The organism is Photobacterium rosenbergii (assembly GCF_033022775.1).
Lineage (GTDB): Bacteria > Pseudomonadota > Gammaproteobacteria > Enterobacterales > Vibrionaceae > Photobacterium > Photobacterium rosenbergii_A.
On the sequence record NZ_JAWJZI010000004.1, the window covers coordinates 1 to 17,285 of the forward strand.

The window sequence follows — 17,285 nt, forward strand, 5'->3', positions numbered from 1 at the left end:
TAGTGTTGTTTGGCGATTACACAATAACGTATCCAACCGTTTTTCGTATCTGCTTCCCGCTAATCCGAGAAGAACCATAAAAAAGCCAGTACTACTGCTCTTCCCCTAGCGAAAGTAGTACCGACAAAAATAACTTTTTAATCTATCTATGAATCTGACTGTTAGTTTTTAGAAAAAATATAACAGTCATAATCGTTGCTACAAGCTTTAGGGTAAGCCGTTTACTGAGGGTTCATCACGAACTTCACATCGCTGACACTGAATTTTAGGCCTTTTGGCGTGTAAGATTTCTCATCAACTTTTTCAGGGAAAAAGACTACTTTCTTAATATGCTTCAATACATTAATATCAATATCACCATCTGCCGTACTAAATATATCAGCCAGCGGAACTGACATTTTTTGTTTTTTACCCTCACAGTTATCTACCTTACAATATATTGTATATAACTTTGATGCTGGGTAACGGTAGTCTGGTGAAGGACTTTCAGGTTCATTTTTGGTTGGTGTATCAATTTTCATAATAATATGATCATTAGGGTGAGCCATCTCACTATATGACTCAATCCAGATATTAAACTCTAATACACCATGCTCTAGGTACTGGCTAACATCTTTAAGATACTTATCTTCTTTATTCAAAATAAAGCTCAAGTACGTCTGCTTGCCTGGATCCGCGGTAGATTCAACACCCGCCCAACCAATATCTGGATTTTCACTGTCTTCAGGATAAGTTTTGGCACCATTTGAAGTCTGGTGATAAGTCCATCCAGATTCAACAAATTCACCCTGCTCGTTTTTCTGACGAGCATACACGACAGACTCAGCCGTGGTTAGCACTTCACTCTTCGATGAGTTATCACACTCGATCACTAAGTTAATGCCAGGCTTATCACCACCGGCTTCTGCCTGGACACGAACATTACTAATATCGAAGTTAGCATTAGCACTCATATCCATTGAGAAAGATTGTGTCACTTTACTGAAATCAACCCCCTGTTCAGCAAAGCATTGCAAAGGAATTCGGACACTCTGAGTGCTTTTAACCTCATCACTATTTTTTACACCCAAGTAAGCATTGAGTGAACTAGTGATATCAACTTTACCTTCAGAGCCGTTATCAGACTTCAAAGTAACAGTAACTGGCGTTACTTTACCCGTTGGGAAGTCTTTCATATGAACATCGAAGATCAGCAGGCCAGTCTTATCAGCATTCGCCTTAGAGTAATCGACTGGCGAGCTTGCGATAAATTGGATACCCGCCTTAGCATCCTGAGTCACAGCAACATTAAGTGCTGCTTGGGATTGGTAATCACCCGTTACTTGGATATTACTTAAAGCTGAACTTTCTTGACCATCAACATCGACAACACTGCCATCTTTATCGACGGCTTGCATGATGAAAGAACCATCAGAACCTTCACCGTATATCTGAGTAACCTCACCACCAGGGACAGGACCGGGACCATCTTTTCCATCGTTGTAATTAAAGCCATCTTCCAAGCAGCCGGACAATGCCATTACTACAGATGTCAGTACTGCTGCTCTTTTAAAATTAGTTTTCATAAGCATCTCATAAACTAGTTTAATTTATATTCAATACAGTTTGACAGTACGTCCATTTAGATAACATGGGTGATATTTTCCTATAAACATTGAGTTGAGTACTAATATAGGTATCACCCAGTCATTCGATGCACGCCAATCACAATTTAACTTTTATTTTCCTTGTCAAAGTAATTGTTGTAAGTGTTAAAGAACTCCATACCTAGATTCTCTGGCATTGCTGCTAAACCAAATAAGAAAGTTGAAAAGTCTACGCCTTCAACCCATCCAGCCTTCCATTCAGGTTGGTCATAACTGTAGCGCCATAGGATTTCATGACCGTCAGGCAGTACATAACGAGCATTCACCGACTTATCACGATATGTTGAAATTAGATCGCTACGAGCACTCTCTGAGTAAGGCATGAAACCAGCCATAATATGTGGAGAGACAACTAGGTTTTTATTGAACTGACGATCGGCATCAAAATGAAAACGGTCAACACAATACCCATCAGGACAAGCCCCCGCACCAGTTCCCCATTCATAACTCTCTAGCCCATCAACTTTCAAATCATTCCACCATGCATGGTCAACACTCGCCGCATTGGCCGTCGCAGCCTGGTAAGCCGGTGAATTTGAATATTCATGGATCAAGTAGTTATTGAACAAAAAATTAAATTGTGACGTAAAATATTTTTTGCTTTCCGAAAGAATAGGGATGCCATTATACTCAGCAACAGGTAAGTTATCTGGTGTTGCATACCACTTATTCCAGAAAGCAACAGGGGCTGAATCTTCACCATAACCAAAATCCAGAGCTTGGTGTTTAGCAAATGCTGCCACCAACATATACTCATTGTAGGTCTTGGTTGCATATTCCTTGAAGCTACCGTCATTATTCTGAGCGAGGAAGATGAGACCGTCCTCGACGTTAGCAATGTAGGCGGTTAAATCCGTTTTCCGATATAGCTCATCCGCTAGTTGGGCGATTTCTTCATTATCACTGAAATAGTTCTTCGCAAACAATGCGCCACTTAGCATGATTGCACTATCAATAGGACTCCAATCATCGCCGACAGCATCACCTGTTTGGGTATTGTAAAAATGAATGAAAGTATTCGAATGATTTTGAGGAACACGGATGTGTGGATCTTTACCTGCTAGCATTTTTAACGTCTGCAACGCTAATTGCTCTGCCTCCGGCTCCCAACCATTTTTATGACCAATGGTGAGAGCAATCAACCCCATCCCAGAATTAGCAATAGAACCGACATAACTGCGGTTACCGTTAAGGAAAAGCTTATCCTCATAGGAACCGTTGTCATTTCTCGCCTGCTGCCAATAGGCATAGCCACCACGGTATAAATCTTGAATGATGTCATCATCACTTTTCTGATCATCTACCGCTACTGCTTGAGGGGCTAAAAACGCAGCCAATAACATTGGTAACAGTTTTTGTTTCATTATCATTCCTTTCCAAGCTCTATCTTTAAATATTTAAGACAAAACTCTAATCAAATCGCCTCTATGAGCTATTTCATAGAGGAAACATGTCATTCCATAATAAACAATACGTTGAAGTCTTTAATTGCAAGCTAAAATAGAATTAGAAAGATAAATTGAATCCAAGTTTTGCATTCAATCCATTCTTATCTTTTTCTTTATCGATACCACCTTCATGAAGCTTAACCATTGAATAACCAACATTGGCAATGAGTTTCATATTTTTATTTATTGGATAGTTATTGTTCAGATTTATCTTAACGGTTTCTGAGCCGCTTAATTTCAAACCTCCCTCGTTGTAGTTATAAGGCGTACTAATTTCAGTCACAATCCCTTTCCAATGCTTGATACGCATTGAAGGTTTGACCGCATAGGCTCGACGACGAAACTCAGGGTCGGAATTATCAACATAGCCATTACGTGTAAGCTCTAGACCAAAATTCACGCTAGAACCGTATCGGTAAATGTAGTTGGCTTTAATTTCAAAAGTTTCGAACTTTTTATTCGTAATATTTTCGTTTTCAGTTTCTTTATCAACAAAACTGTGAGTGTAGACGGTATTTAAACCATGCTTACCTTTAGTAAACTGTAAGCCCGGACGAAGTTTGATTTCTGTATTGGTTTGACCTGCATCAGGATCAGACTGATGCACGTAGACAGGCTCAGCAAAAAAACTAAACCAAGGGTTAACCCACTGCTCATAACGAGGAGCAATGGTAAAGTTTGTCTTTTTATAACTGGTTTCTTGCTCAATACCAGATTTGTTCTGGATCTGGCTAAGTACATAACGTATCCGCCAGTTCTCATGAAGTCGTGTCGAGCCATCCGCTACAACATACTTAATGTTTTCTGTCTTAGCAAAATAATCCGAAACCGTTTCGTTATATTCCATACCCGTAAAGAAAGAGGTTCGTTTGGGCATTTTGTATGAAGAATATTCAGGCGCTTTTCGGATAATATCAACATCATCCTCCATGATAAGAAACTTGCCGTCATCCTCTGCGTTGGCATATCCGGGAAAAGCCAGAGAACCAAGTAATATAGGTATTATTTTATTCATAATCATTCCGTCTATAGTGCGTATCTGTTCCGTATTAAAAAACGCATTATCATCAAAACTTGATACTCTCATTTAGTCTCACCCAGGATTTATTATATATATTGCATAACAAACTAAATCATTATCGCAATAATGTTTCATCCTTAAAGTTCCAAATGAAACCACCAGCATCAAGTTTTGTAAGAAACACAAGAAGGATAAACGTTTCGACGCCTCTACACAACTACCTATTACAGTGTGTAAATTAATGTAAACCACCATAAAGCCATGTAAATACTGGCTTTGCAAGCAAAATCCTTCTCACAACCAAGTTTCAGTTATATGAAGCCAATCACAATTATTTTCTCAAACTGTACGGTTCGCTATACAAAAACTTTGAATTACCGCCTAAAACAATGCTAATTCCCTATGTTCACTGGACTCGCGGCTCCTCCCTATCTCACCAGCACATAACCTGATTTGGGTCACACCATGTAATAAAATGTGTTCATTAGTCACAGTTTTGAGCTTTGCCATGTTGTATCCCCCTATTATCTGGAGTATGTTTCACTCAACAAAACATAGAAACGTTTCAATTTACTCCGAAAAATAAAAGGATTTCAGTGTGAAAAGATTTCTTCTATCAATTATTACCATCTTTAGCATTATTTCTGCTTCCTCTAGCTTTGCGGCCGAGTTAAATGAAAAGGATATAAAACGGATTGAGAATGAAGTGAGTTCTATGAAAAATTTCATGAACTTAAGCCCAGCAGAGGCAAAGACAATCACAGAGTTAAAAAAAGAGCTCACACTAAGTAACCGTGAAGCGGTTGCCAAACACGGCCGTGGCACCAGCGAATTCAAACAAGCTCGCAAAACAGCAATGAAGAATTATCAAGGTGAGCTTTTCCAAATTATTACCAAGCAAGAAATAAAAGAGTGGCGCCAAGCAAAAGCTGGCAAATAAAACGCCCATACCAATTTAACAGGAGGTAGAAAATGGAAATTAAAAAGAAGCACTTGGCGCTAATCATTGCCGCAATTATTGGCCTATCTGGCTGTGTTGAAGACGCAAAAGATTCTGATGGTAGCGGTAATAGCGGCGAAGTTACACCACCAGAGGGCGGTGGTGATAACGGCGGTGGTGATAACGGCGACGGCGATAATGGTGGCGGCGATAACGGGGAAGACTTGAAGCTACCTCGAGAAGTTACTCTGTATTATCAAGACCCAGATAAAGAAGATACCAGTCCTTACGTAATGTATGTTTACGACAAGGACGGCACACCTCTAGCAATTAGTGGCGACAATGACATTAATCACGGCAACATTAGCTTAAAAGGCGAATCCTCTGTTAAAGACCCGCTAACTGTGACGGTTTCCGACGATAAAGCATCCATTGTTTTTTCTTCTGACGACAAAGCTTATGACCTGAATACAGCCAACGGTAACGATAATCAAAACGGCACATTACAATTTAGAGTAATTACAAATAGCTTTGATGTGCTTAATGCTCAAGATGAAAAAAATACTGTCACTCTCAGCATGGCGTCAGGAGACAATAAAGCTACCATTGATGTAACAAGTGCGGTTTCTGCCTCTATCGGTGCTGATCAATCACAGTTGATTCGTGTTCCTTTACGCTGTTTCGAAGACGCCGGATTAGAGATTGGTAAGGTTGGCATGGCAATGAGTCTTGAGTCATCAGGCCCTATTGAATACCAGTTTAGCGATGCCCGTATTATTGCCAACTCAGTAACAGACAAACCAGGAGCGAACAACGTTCAAGGCTGCTTGAATAATGGTGAGTCCACGGTGCTTACTGGAGAAGAAACAGTAATTGCTCAAAACGTTAGACGCGGAACCGCATGGGTCCAAGAAGGTTTAGCTCCAACACTAAGTACAACCCGTGGCAATGGTCTTCAGCTAAACCCGGGTAACTCAACCGATGAAGGTACCGTTCGCTATAATGGTATTCACTACACTCCAGACAAGAATTGGGATGCAAACAGCCGAAGCATTCTCACTTTTGCGATTGATTTGGCCAAAAACCTCAAAGACATGAATGTGCCCCGTTTGGATATGAGCCACTATATGGCAGGTTCATTGAAAATGAAATATTTCATGCCTTCAACCTCTTCCGATATACCAGGCGCAGATACCTACTTGGTTATTAAAATGGAAACTCCGGTAGCCAGTGCAACGGGCGAGACCACAGGCGGGTACCCAAGCTCTGAGGCTATTTACTACAACCTAACTCAGGAAGGTGTAACGAAGGGAAATATCCATGAGATAGATATTCCGCTAAAAGATCTTTTCACCTCTTCCAGCGGTATTGTTAATTTAAATGCTCTTCAATATGTAGAAAAACTTGTCACGCATATTCAACAAGGTGGCCCTGAAGATGAGCCTGTCTACTTGAACCTTTTAGATTTCAGGTATGGCCTTGCCGACATCAAACTTGTGATGCCAACCGATGAACCAGAAGCACCTGAACCTGAAGTTCCAGCAGAGTAATACTCAATAGTCATTCGTTCTCAAAGCCAACTCATCATTTGGGTTGGCTTTTTCAAATGTGAGTTAAAGGAATATTATGACTCTTCCATCGCAAAAAAAGTGCGCCCTCGCAAGCGCACTCAGCACAGCACTATGCCTAAGCCAGCCCACTTTAGCCGACTCGAAACCCATACCTATGGTAGATGGCCACCGCGCACCTAATGTCGTTCTACTGTTTGCTGATGACCTTGGTTATGCAGACACTGGCTTCCAAAACAGCAGCAATGATGTGGTTACACCAAATTTGGATAAACTGGCGAAAGCCGGGGCTATTCTTACTACCGGCTATGTTACTGCGCCGGTGTGCGGTCCTTCTCGTGCCGGTATGCTGTCGGGGCGATACCAAGAGAGTTTTGGCTACCACGACAATACCGCGCCTTATGTTCGTGAAGAAGGTATCGTGCAAGGCTTACCACTTGATATCCCGACTATTGGTAATCGCTTCCAGGACATCGGTTATACCACGGCAATGATTGGTAAATACCATGATGGCGACCCGAAAGAATACTGGCCACATAACCGCGGATTTGACGAGTTCTTTGGTTTTAATAATGGTGCCGCCAATTACTTCGTTGGGCCTATCAATGATAAGAATGCCGAAGAAAAACCAAACTCATCTATCTACCATAATGATCAATTAGTGCCGCCTTTTGATGACTACCTCACTGATCGCTTTGGTAACGAGGCTGTCAGTTTTATCGAAAGCCATAAAGACGAGCCGTTTTTCCTTTATGTTCCGTTCAACGCTATTCACGGCCCGCTACAGGCACTGGATGAAGATATCGAGCGTTTTAAACATATTAAAGATCCTAAGCGTCGTTTGTCGGTAGCGATGAACTACAACATGGATAAGAACGTAGGTAATATCATCAACAAACTCAAAGAGCATGAGTTGATGGAAGATACTATTATTATCTTCTTGTCTGACAATGGCGGTAAACCAAAAGGCAATGCCTCATATAACCATCCATTGCGTGGCCAGAAAAATACACTTTGGGATGGCGGCATCCGCGTACCTTTCACCGTCGCATGGGAAGGGAAAATTTTAGCCGGGCAAACCATTGATGATCCAGTGATCTCTCTTGATATCCTACCTACCGTACTCAAAGCAGCTGGTGCTGATACTTCTGACTGGGATCTCGACGGTGTTGATATCATGCCACGCCTAACAGGCCAATCTGAGAAGCTAGATAATCGCTTCCTATACTGGGATAGAGTGATCAAAGCGGCGATTCGTGATGATGAGTGGAAGCTTGTTATGCCAAATATCACACCACGAAAAACAGAGATCCAGCTATTTAAAATCAGCGAGGATATCAGTGAGTCCAACAACCTTGCTGACAAGCACCCAGAGCAAGTCGAACGTTTGATGAAAGAGTTCAAACAATGGCAGGCAAAAAATGAACCGGCCAAATGGGGATGGAACAAGAAGAAGTTCCCGCATAAAACGGTCTTCCGTGGTAAACAATATTAGTTAAAGTGACTTAATCAAGCCAGAGTTAATAAGCTCTGGCTTTTTTATCGATAACAGATCTTAGATATCTCTTGTTAAATCAACAAAAGGGAAGAATAAGAAACACACATAGCACCTCAGCTAGAATAGCCGTCAAAAATACAAAATCGGCCATATGGTAGTTAAGAACACATGCCAATACAATGAGATGAGACCTTACAGTCGACTGATCAATTTCTTGTTTCTCTAGGCTTCCTCAATGAATAAATAGCTGGTCGATAGGTTTATTTTAACAGTTAATCGCTTTCTAGTTAATTTATCATTAAGAATGAACAGCCACTCTACATTTCAAAGAAAAAAGAGCAGCAGTTATTCACTGCTGCTCTTATTGTTGCTTATATTTCCTTGATTTAGAGCCACTAGCTCTTCAAAACAGTGCCTTGTCTATAAGCTTATATATTCTCGCTGAATCTGCATCTTGAGATAACCTGGGTGTATATTAAAATTAATGACCTTTTTTACCGCCGCTCAGCTGGCGGTGGACTTTCTTCCTCTCTTTTGTTTCCATCTGTAGCTCTGCGGTTCGGCTTACTAGGAAATCAATATCATCACGTTTAAGGAATAACTCCAACATTGGGTCATTATATTGTTCCATATGTTGACGCATAAGCTCCGTCATTTTCATTTGTTGCTCTTTGAACTCTTTTTTATCTGCTAGATTAACCTTCGCATCAGGATCGTTACGCAGATCATAGAACTCAGTAACAGTACGGTTTAGGAAAAACTCAACCCGCTGTTTAATTTCAGGGTTTTCAGCTGCCAACTTCTTCATAGCCTTGAAGGTGCCGCTGTTGTTAGCCGATGTTTTATACTCTCGGCCACCGACGGCCCACGGGTTGAAGATATATAGCCAATCTGAATTCTGTACCGCTGCCATAGGGAAAATACGGCCACCAGCATTCTCATGGTACTGGGTGAAAACGTAATCTCGCTCGGCCTGTGAATCACCTTCTAGAATAGGCAGGAAGCTTCTACCATCCAATGAATCTGGCACCTCAACGCCCGCCGCATCAAGCAGGGTTGGCATCAAGTCGACCATTGAAACAAAGTGCTCATCGTCAACCGACGCATTGATTTTCTCTGGCCAGCGAACAAAGAATGGGGTGTGGTTACTGTTACGGTACACATTGGATTTCGCAAACGGTGCGGCAATACCATTATCAGACAGGAACAGAACAATAGTGTTATCACTCACTCCTTTCTCTTCAAGCACTGACATCATTTCACCCACAGTGTCATCCAAGCGCTTTACCGAACTGTAGTACTGAGCCAGTTCTTTGCGAGCCCCGGGAATATCCGGCAAGAAACTTGGTACCTGGATCTCCTCTGGTTTATAGATCCTCGAAGGCCTTTGCTTTCCGCCTCTTTCATAGTTCGGACTGTCGACAAAGTATGGGCGATGCGGATCATGGGAGTTGGCCATCATGAAGAAAGGCTGATCGTTTGCCTGTGCTGAATCGATAAATGCCGATAAGTGTTTGCGATAAAGTTTAGGGCCACGGCCACTGCCGATATCCGCTTTGTCTTTGCTGTAATCCCAGACATAATCATCAACATATTTCGGTGTTGAGTGATTCACTTTGCCCAAGATACCAACGGTATAACCATTATCCTTGAGCTCTTCTGCTAGGGTCGGAATATTCTGGGTTGTCGGATAAAAACCCCAAATGCCGCTGTTCTGTATATAGCGACCAGTAGCCATAACCCCACGAGATGGCTCACACACCGAAACAGTGACGAAAGCGTTGTTGAAACGGATCCCCTGGCTGGCTAAACGATCAAGGTTTGGCGAAATCTCAGGAACAGTCGAACCAGTTACTCCCAGCGAGCCATAGTCCATATCGTCAGCAGTAATTAACAAAATATTAGGTGCGGTCTGCTCATTCTTCGCTGATTCAGCAGCCAGAGACGGTGCAGAAGTTGCCGAAAACAGCATCAACATCGCAGTGGTTAATACATTCTTTTTCATGGTAACCATTAGTTATTTATCCTTAGAATTATTGCTATCCATGAATAACTGTCCCCATAAATTTCCCAGTTATTCGGATAACCTCCTGTTTTCTCTTCACCAAGTTTTCTCAATTTCAACTGAAAGTGATGATCAGCAAACAAGTCAAACCGTACTTCATATTAACAATGAGTAAAGTATAAACGTTTCTACAAAACGCCATGTGACAGAGTTAACATTTACTTGTACCAACGGTGATTGCTAGCTGAATTTTGCTAGAAAGTTGAAGGTGGTCCACAAAAAAAGCGATGAAATAGCGATATTCAATAAAAACAGCGGAAAAAATTAGATGTTCGTCATGTTAATGAAACAAACCCCTCTTCTATATACATGCAGAATTGATCCATTAACTCGAAACGTTTATATTCAAAGCATTCCCAAGCTATGCCAGTAAGCAATCATTCCTCAACACTCTCGAAGTATTAACAATTTTTAGTTGAGACACTCATCTTTGATGAAGCAAATATGGCCGAATTCAAGTTCAGTATCGTCTTCTACATGAACCATTTGTCTTCTTAACACTGATATGTAATCAAGGATCTTATGAAAACTTCACACTCCACTCTCGCAAAGGGGATTGGGCTCTTGCTTGCAGCAAGTTCTTGCGCAGCCCACGCCAGCCAAGCTAGCGACCAACCCAATATTCTCTTCATCTTCTCTGATGACCACTCAAACAACGCCATCAGTGCTTACAGCGGTGATCTGGTACAAACCCCTAATATCGACCGTATTGCCGAAGAAGGGGCTATTTTCGAAAACGCGTTCGTCGGTAATTCAATTTGCCAACCAAGCCGTGCTTCTATCATCACGGGTAAGCATTCACACCTAAATGGCGTCATCGACAACTCCTCAGCATGGAACCCAAACCAAACCATTTACCCGAAATTGATGGAAAACGCCGGTTATCAAACCGCACTTATCGGTAAATGGCACATGCACCCTACCCCAGTGAAAGAGTTTGGCTACTCGAACGTATTGAGTGGTGCTGGCGGGCAAGGAACGTACTACCAGCCAGAATTCATCGATAACTACGGCAAGAAGACGACCGTTGAAGGCTATTCCACCGATATCATCACCGATCAATCAATCAAGTGGTTGGAAACCAACCGTGATCCTGCCAAACCATTCTTACTTCAGGTTCAATTCAAGTCACCGCATACACCACGCCGACCACCACTACGAAACCTGGAGTTGTTCAAAGACACTAAATTCCCAATTCCAGCCACGCTACATGATGACTACAAAACTCGCGGCAAGCATGCGAGCGAAGCCTGGATGGAGCTGTACGGTATGACAGCAGAAGGTATCAATGCCTTCCCACCAGCACCGACAACGGCAGAAAAGAAAAAGATCCGCGAAGAGTGGCTAGCCAGTATGAGCAAGCCTGAACGTGAAGCGTTCGACAAATGGATGGATCGCCTCACTGAAGAGCAGCGCATCGCATTCCACGCAGCCTATGACGATATCAACGTCGATTACTGGAAGAAGATCCAAACTCCAGAATACAAAATGCGTTACGGCTACGTGCCACCAGCGGAGAAGAAAGCCCGTACCGAGTATAACTACCAGCGTTTCATGAAAGAGTACGCGGCTGCGGCAGTTACCGTTGACGAAAACATCGGCCGTATTCTGGATTACCTAGACGACACAGGTCTGGCAGAGAACACCATCGTGGTTTATAGCTCAGACCAAAGCTTCTACATCGGTGAACATGGCTGGGCGGAAAAGCGCTACATGTATGAAGAAGGCATGAAAATGCCGTTCATCATTCGCTGGCCTGGCCACATTGCTCCGAACCAACGTCCACAGGCGATGATCCAGAATATCGACTTCGGGCCTACCTTCCTAGATGCTGTTGGTCTTGAAGCTCCTGAAGAAATGCAGGGCAAGTCTTTCCTTGATGTACTAACTGGCAAGCAAAGTCTGGCCCAATGGCAGAAAGAGCGCCCGTACCTGTACTACCACTACTACATGGAAGGTGCTCACAACGTACCACGCCATGATGGTGTGCGTAGCGACCGTTACAAGCTGATTAACTTCTATTCAGAAAACAACGGTAAGGGCGAGTTCGAAATGTATGACCTTAAAGCCGATCCGAACGAAGTGAATAACGTTTACAGCGATCCGAAATACTCCAAAGTTCGTGAAACTATGATGAAAGAGCTTCACGATGCTCGCAAAGAGTACGAGGTTCCTTCAAATGTTTATGAAGCTCCGTTCCCATTCATGACAGCTCAAGAGCGTAAAGCGCTGGGCTATTAATTGCTGTTAACCTCGGCACCGTTATCTGGTGCCGAGGTATTAATCATTTGCTAATACATCAAACAATGCCTGAAACCAACTGGTTGGAAAACCATTTATTATTAACAAAATCAAAGCAGGATAATATGAAAATTAAGCGCTCGACTTTATCCAAAGGAATAGGTGTGCTGTTAGCCGCTGGTGCTATTTCTTCTCAAAGTGTTGCTGCCACCTACGAACAACCTAACATTCTGTTTATTTTTTCCGATGACCACTCTACACAAGCTATCAGTGCCTACAATGATCAGTTTGTGAACACCCCTAACATTGACCGCATTGCTAATGAGGGGGCTATTTTCGAGAACACCTTTGTCGGCAACTCCATTTGCCAACCAAGCCGTGCAACTATCCTGACCGGTAAGCACTCGCACCTAAATGGTGTTATCGACAATACGTCACGTTGGAACCCGAATCAGACTATCTACACCCACCTGCTGGAAGATGTCGGCTATCAAACAGCCTTGATTGGTAAATGGCACATGAACCCTGCCCCGGTCTATGAGTTTGGCTACTCAAACGTCCTCAATGGGCATGGCCGCCAAGGGACCTATTACCAACCAGAATTTATCGATAACGAAGGTAATATCACTACAGTTCAAGGTTACTCGACCGATGTGATTACCGACCAATCTATCGAGTGGTTGGAGCATCAGCGTGATGCCGACAAGCCATTTTTGCTAAAAGTTCAGTTTAAGTCGCCGCATACACCGCGTCGCCCACCATTGCGCCACCTGGAACTGTTTAAAGACAAAACATTCCCACTACCTGAAACATTGTTCGACAATTATGAAACCCGTGGTGAGCATGCCAACAAAGCGTGGATGAAACTCTATGGCATGTCTGGTGAAGGTATTAATGCTTTCCCACCAGCGCCAACAACGCCAGAGCGTGCTGAAATCCGAGATGAATGGATTAAGAGCCTGACCAAGCAAAAGCGTATAGCATTTGAAGGCTGGATGGCGCGTATGACCGATGAGCAGCGCGACGCTTGGCACAAAGCTTACGATGACATCAATGTGGATTACTGGAAGAAAATCCAATCTCCGCCATACAAAGTGCGATACGGCAATGTGCCAGAAGACGAGAAACGGATCCGTGCCGAATACATCTACCAACGTTTCATGAGAGATTATATGGCATCAGTGACTGCAGTTGACGAAAACGTCGGCCGTATTCTTGACTGGTTGGATGAAAACGATCTCGCTAAAAACACCATTGTCGTTTATAGCTCAGATCAGAGCTTCTTTATCGGTGAGCACGGCTGGGCGGAAAAACGCTACATGTATGAGCCGGGAATGAAGATGCCGTTTGTGATCCGTTGGCCAGGGAAGATCCCTGCCCACTCAAAACCTGAGGCAATGATCCAAAATATCGACTTTGCACCGACTTTCCTCACTGCAGCAGGAGCAAAAGTACCAGGTGAAATGCAGGGTAAATCATTCCTTGATGTGCTGACTGGCAAAGAAAGCGATGCCCAGTGGCAGCAAGAGCGCCCTATCGTGTACTACCACTACTACATGGAAGGTGGCCACAACGTTCCTCGTCATGATGGTGTAAGAAGTGATCAATACAAACTGATCGATTTCTACTCTCAGAACAGCGGAAAAGGTTGGTTCGAACTTTATGATTTGAAGGCGGATCCAAACGAAGTAAACAACGTGTTCGAAGATCCTAAGTACAAAGATGTGCGTGACAGCATGATGGCTGAGCTGAAAAAAGCCCGTGCCGAATACAAAGTACCCAATGATGTTTTCGAAGCACCTTATCCGTACATGAACCGCAAGGAGCGAAAAGCGCTAGGCTTTTAAAAAAGTAGTTTCTAACTAAAGCAAATACCCCCAAAAGCTATACCGTAAAAGCAATACCCCAATGAAAGCAGCGTCTAATATAGCAACGTTTTCAACGGGGTATTTTTTTGTCTTAGCTTTCTATAAGGAAGGAAAAGCAAGGATTGTCCCCAAATCTTTCTTAACCATGACCGAACGAAACACAGTTCGTGTCAAAATCGGCGAGTCATATCCGATGATCAACTAAGACAAACATGACATGAAGAAGATTGAGTATCCAAATAGGATGAAGAAATTAAACCTCGCCTTTACGGCTCTCACCCTAACTTTGCTGGTTGGCTGTTCGTCAACAACGGCTATCAATAATGAAAAAACAAAGAATTACGCAAAGTCACATCAGCTTGCTGGTCATGCTTCGTGGTACGGTAACAAATACCACGGAAAGCTCACTGCAAGTGGTGAGCGGTATGACATGAGAGCCTATACCGCAGCTCATAGAACCTTACCTTTTGGGGCTATCGTGAGGGTTACAAATACAGCCAATAACAAAACGGTTGACGTCAAAATCAATGATCGAGGTCCCTTTGCGAAAGGCCGAGTCATTGACCTTTCTCATAGGTCATTTGAACAAATAGGTGACATCAAGAAAGGATTAGCGCCGGTCAAAATTGAAATCATTGATGATAGTAATACCTTTAGGTACAAGCACTAATCCTCTACCCCAATATACCCTGGGCTACTTTGTGCAGCAGGCTGCTGCACAAAGTTGATGGCGATTTCAGGGGGAAATCGCCATGGGTTTAGGCACAACTACACCGTTTTCTTGGTTGACTGTGTGGGTTCTTTATTGCCTTGTTCCTGAGGTTCTTCATAACCAGTGAACATGGTTTTGATATGGCTCAGAGGTGTCGGTCCTGTTGTTGTCATATAGACATGTACGATTAGGAAAATCAGGATCAAAAACGCAGCGACCAGGTGCACGGCTGACAGCGTGGCCAATGAGAACACTTCCAGCCCAAAGGGATAGGCAAGCAGCAATAAGCCCGATAGCCAAATGACAGGAGCCAATAGCAATTTGAAACCCAAGTAAGAGAAACGCTGTAGTGGGTTGTGTTTGCGCTCCGGTGTCGCCTTATAGGGGTGAGGTTTGCCGAAGAAGATATCCTTACTGTAATAACGAATCACAGTCATCAACTTCTCCGTGGTTGGGATGTATTGCCGCCACTCCCCTGTGGTGAAATGCCAGAAAATGGCAAACAACCAAAGAATGATCAAGGCAAGTGCCCCCACCTCATGCCACAGCAGTGCTTGTTCGAAACCCAGCCAGCTAAAGGTGCCATGGATTTCAAACCCTGTGACTAACATGGCCAACATCAGCAAGCTTTGCGACCAATGCCAGAAACGCTCAAACCGTTTGTAAATCATCTGACGCATAACTTACTCCTTGTCTTTTTTGTTTGGGACGATCACTCGCAACAGTGCATGAATGCACACGACCCCAAGCGTTAGCACGACCAACCACCACAGATAGTGGCTGCCTTTGAAGGAAACGGATTGACCGGGAATATGGAAGCCCGCCAATTTGACCATCCGGCCTTCCGGGCTATGGCAAGACTGGCAGTCCAACGCTTTGTCCGCGGGAGCTACCATATGGGTAATTGGGAAATGGTATTCGGTGTTGATAAACTCGAGCTGGCCACTAAAGCTTTCACCACTGGCCTCCATCCCAGCTTGTGCCGAGGCATCCCAATCATAGGTCTTCCAGTATGCGGCTTTGTCTTTACCGAATAGATGCGGTGTGACCATGATTTGGTTTGCGCTATCGTAGGGCTGTTTGCCTTTCATCACCTTGAATGGCCAAATCCGGGAATCATCATCGCCGCAACGTCCTTGCGGGGTCGTTAACGCAATAATGCCGGCCTCATTAGCTGTGACTTTCTCACCGACAACGGTGTAGTCAATATCGCCGTTGAAACACTCATATTCTGGTACGACATTCATTTCCCAGACAAAGTCCCCTTTTTTCGGGGTATAGGTTACGTTGCCCCATTGGTCTTTGGTGACTGGGCGGCTCTTGTCACCTGCGGTTGACCAGTCCCAAAATGTCTTGGTGGCTTTTTCCCGGGCGAACTCAGGAATATGGCAAGTCTGGCAAGCGATGTTGTCGACGTGTTGGTTGAGGCGAATGGCATTTCGGGAGCCTTGATGCGGCTCGATACCATGGCAGGATTCGCAGCTTGCCCGGCTAAAATCACTGTGGCCGGGAATATCGATCCCTGAGGTATCTTTCGCCAGCATGGAATAGCGCGAGCCTTTGGTTTGGTGATTGCTTGTGGTATGGCAGTCTTGACATTTCAGATTCGCGCCCTGCTCAGATAAGTGGACATCCAGCTCTGGTGATGCGCTAAAAAGAGTTGAGTCCATATCACCATGTTTTACCGAGTCCCCGCCTCCACCGAAAAAGTGGCAAGCACCACAATTTTCAATATCTGGGGTGGCAACACTTTGGGCGGCCATGGCTAAGTCAACCGCAGGTAACATCTTACCAGAGCCTTTCGGCCACTCCTTGTCGACATAGTTGGGGTGGCCAGCATCGGTCGGGAACTTCCGGTACTGCCCAGATTGCTCGTGACAGATCAGGCAGTCGACACTTTCATGCTTGGTGAAGTCAAAACTATCATCCTTCCAACCATAACCGGCATGGCAACTGGTGCAGCGTGGTTCATTGGAAGCGGTAGCAATGCAGAAGTTATTGACGACGTTTGTTTTGCCGTACATGGCATCACTACCCGCTAGGCCATGTTGCCAGGTCCAGTGTGTGGACTGCTGTAATTGCTCTCCGGCTTCGGTGTGGCAATCCAGACAGGCTTGGGTAACTTGCTCTGCGCGCTCAAAAGGCCCCTTAAGCTGTTCGAAAGTGGTGTGATCGGCGGTCGAGGCCATAATTTGAAGGGGCAGGAGAAAAATAGCTGCAACGCAAACAGTCCGACACCGTATCGAGAATGTAATCCAATCCATTGTAGCGCCTCCTT

General features: G+C 43.9%; 12 protein-coding genes. 6 read left to right on the forward strand and 6 right to left on the reverse strand.

The genetic code is table 11. The annotated features are described in order from the left end of the window. Positions 1-221: 221 nt before the first annotated feature. From R2X38_RS10955 to R2X38_RS10965, 3 genes are all read right to left on the reverse strand, one after another. Positions 222-1,565: a putative glycoside hydrolase gene (locus tag R2X38_RS10955; protein WP_317522268.1), complete on the reverse strand. Its 1,344-nt coding sequence runs from the start codon at positions 1,563-1,565 to the stop codon at positions 222-224. Positions 1,566-1,711: 146 nt separating this feature from the next. Next, the gene (locus tag R2X38_RS10960; RefSeq protein WP_317522269.1) at positions 1,712-3,010 is read right to left on the reverse strand and encodes a hypothetical protein; all 1,299 of its coding nucleotides are present in this window, start codon (positions 3,008-3,010) and stop codon (positions 1,712-1,714) included. 142 nt (positions 3,011-3,152) lie between these two features. Further along, complete coding sequence (locus R2X38_RS10965; protein ID WP_317522270.1) at positions 3,153-4,181, reverse strand: hypothetical protein; 1,029 nt, start codon at positions 4,179-4,181, stop codon at positions 3,153-3,155. A gap of 532 nt (positions 4,182-4,713) precedes the next feature. Here R2X38_RS10965 and R2X38_RS10970 point away from each other — a divergent pair. The 3 genes from R2X38_RS10970 to R2X38_RS10980 all read left to right on the forward strand — a co-directional run bounded on the left by R2X38_RS10970 (position 4,714) and on the right by R2X38_RS10980 (position 8,118). Then, positions 4,714-5,055 carry a hypothetical protein gene (locus R2X38_RS10970; protein WP_317522271.1) on the forward strand — a complete coding sequence of 114 codons (342 nt, stop codon included), beginning with the start codon at positions 4,714-4,716 and terminating at the stop codon, positions 5,053-5,055. A gap of 32 nt (positions 5,056-5,087) precedes the next feature. After that, positions 5,088-6,605, forward strand: coding sequence for a putative glycoside hydrolase (locus tag R2X38_RS10975; RefSeq protein WP_317522272.1), 1,518 nt, complete (start codon positions 5,088-5,090; stop codon positions 6,603-6,605). A 76-nt stretch (positions 6,606-6,681) separates the two neighbouring features. Further along, entirely contained in the window at positions 6,682-8,118 is a 1,437-nt protein-coding gene (locus R2X38_RS10980) for a sulfatase-like hydrolase/transferase (protein ID WP_317522273.1), read from the forward strand. Positions 8,119-8,602: 484 nt separating this feature from the next. On the opposite strand, the gene R2X38_RS10985 is transcribed toward R2X38_RS10980, so the two are convergent. Beyond that, positions 8,603-10,135: a sulfatase gene (locus R2X38_RS10985; protein ID WP_317522274.1), complete on the reverse strand. Its 1,533-nt coding sequence runs from the start codon at positions 10,133-10,135 to the stop codon at positions 8,603-8,605. A gap of 573 nt (positions 10,136-10,708) precedes the next feature. Between R2X38_RS10985 and R2X38_RS10990 the strand changes: the two genes are divergently transcribed. The 3 genes from R2X38_RS10990 to R2X38_RS11000 all read left to right on the forward strand — a co-directional run bounded on the left by R2X38_RS10990 (position 10,709) and on the right by R2X38_RS11000 (position 14,965). Beyond that, positions 10,709-12,427, forward strand: a complete 1,719-nt coding sequence (locus R2X38_RS10990) for a sulfatase (protein ID WP_317522275.1) — start codon at positions 10,709-10,711, stop codon at positions 12,425-12,427. 125 nt (positions 12,428-12,552) lie between these two features. Further along, positions 12,553-14,274: a sulfatase gene (locus tag R2X38_RS10995; protein WP_317522276.1), complete on the forward strand. Its 1,722-nt coding sequence runs from the start codon at positions 12,553-12,555 to the stop codon at positions 14,272-14,274. Positions 14,275-14,512: 238 nt separating this feature from the next. Further along, positions 14,513-14,965, forward strand: coding sequence for a septal ring lytic transglycosylase RlpA family protein (locus R2X38_RS11000; protein WP_317522277.1), 453 nt, complete (start codon positions 14,513-14,515; stop codon positions 14,963-14,965). Positions 14,966-15,063: 98 nt separating this feature from the next. Here the strand turns inward: R2X38_RS11000 and R2X38_RS11005 are convergent, their stop codons facing one another. Then, a complete protein-coding gene (locus R2X38_RS11005; protein ID WP_317522278.1) occupies positions 15,064-15,687 on the reverse strand; it encodes a cytochrome b/b6 domain-containing protein in 624 nt (207 codons plus the stop codon). A gap of 3 nt (positions 15,688-15,690) precedes the next feature. Then, complete coding sequence (locus R2X38_RS11010) at positions 15,691-17,271, reverse strand: tetrathionate reductase family octaheme c-type cytochrome (protein ID WP_317522279.1); 1,581 nt, start codon at positions 17,269-17,271, stop codon at positions 15,691-15,693. Between the last annotated feature and the right edge of the window lie 14 nt (positions 17,272-17,285).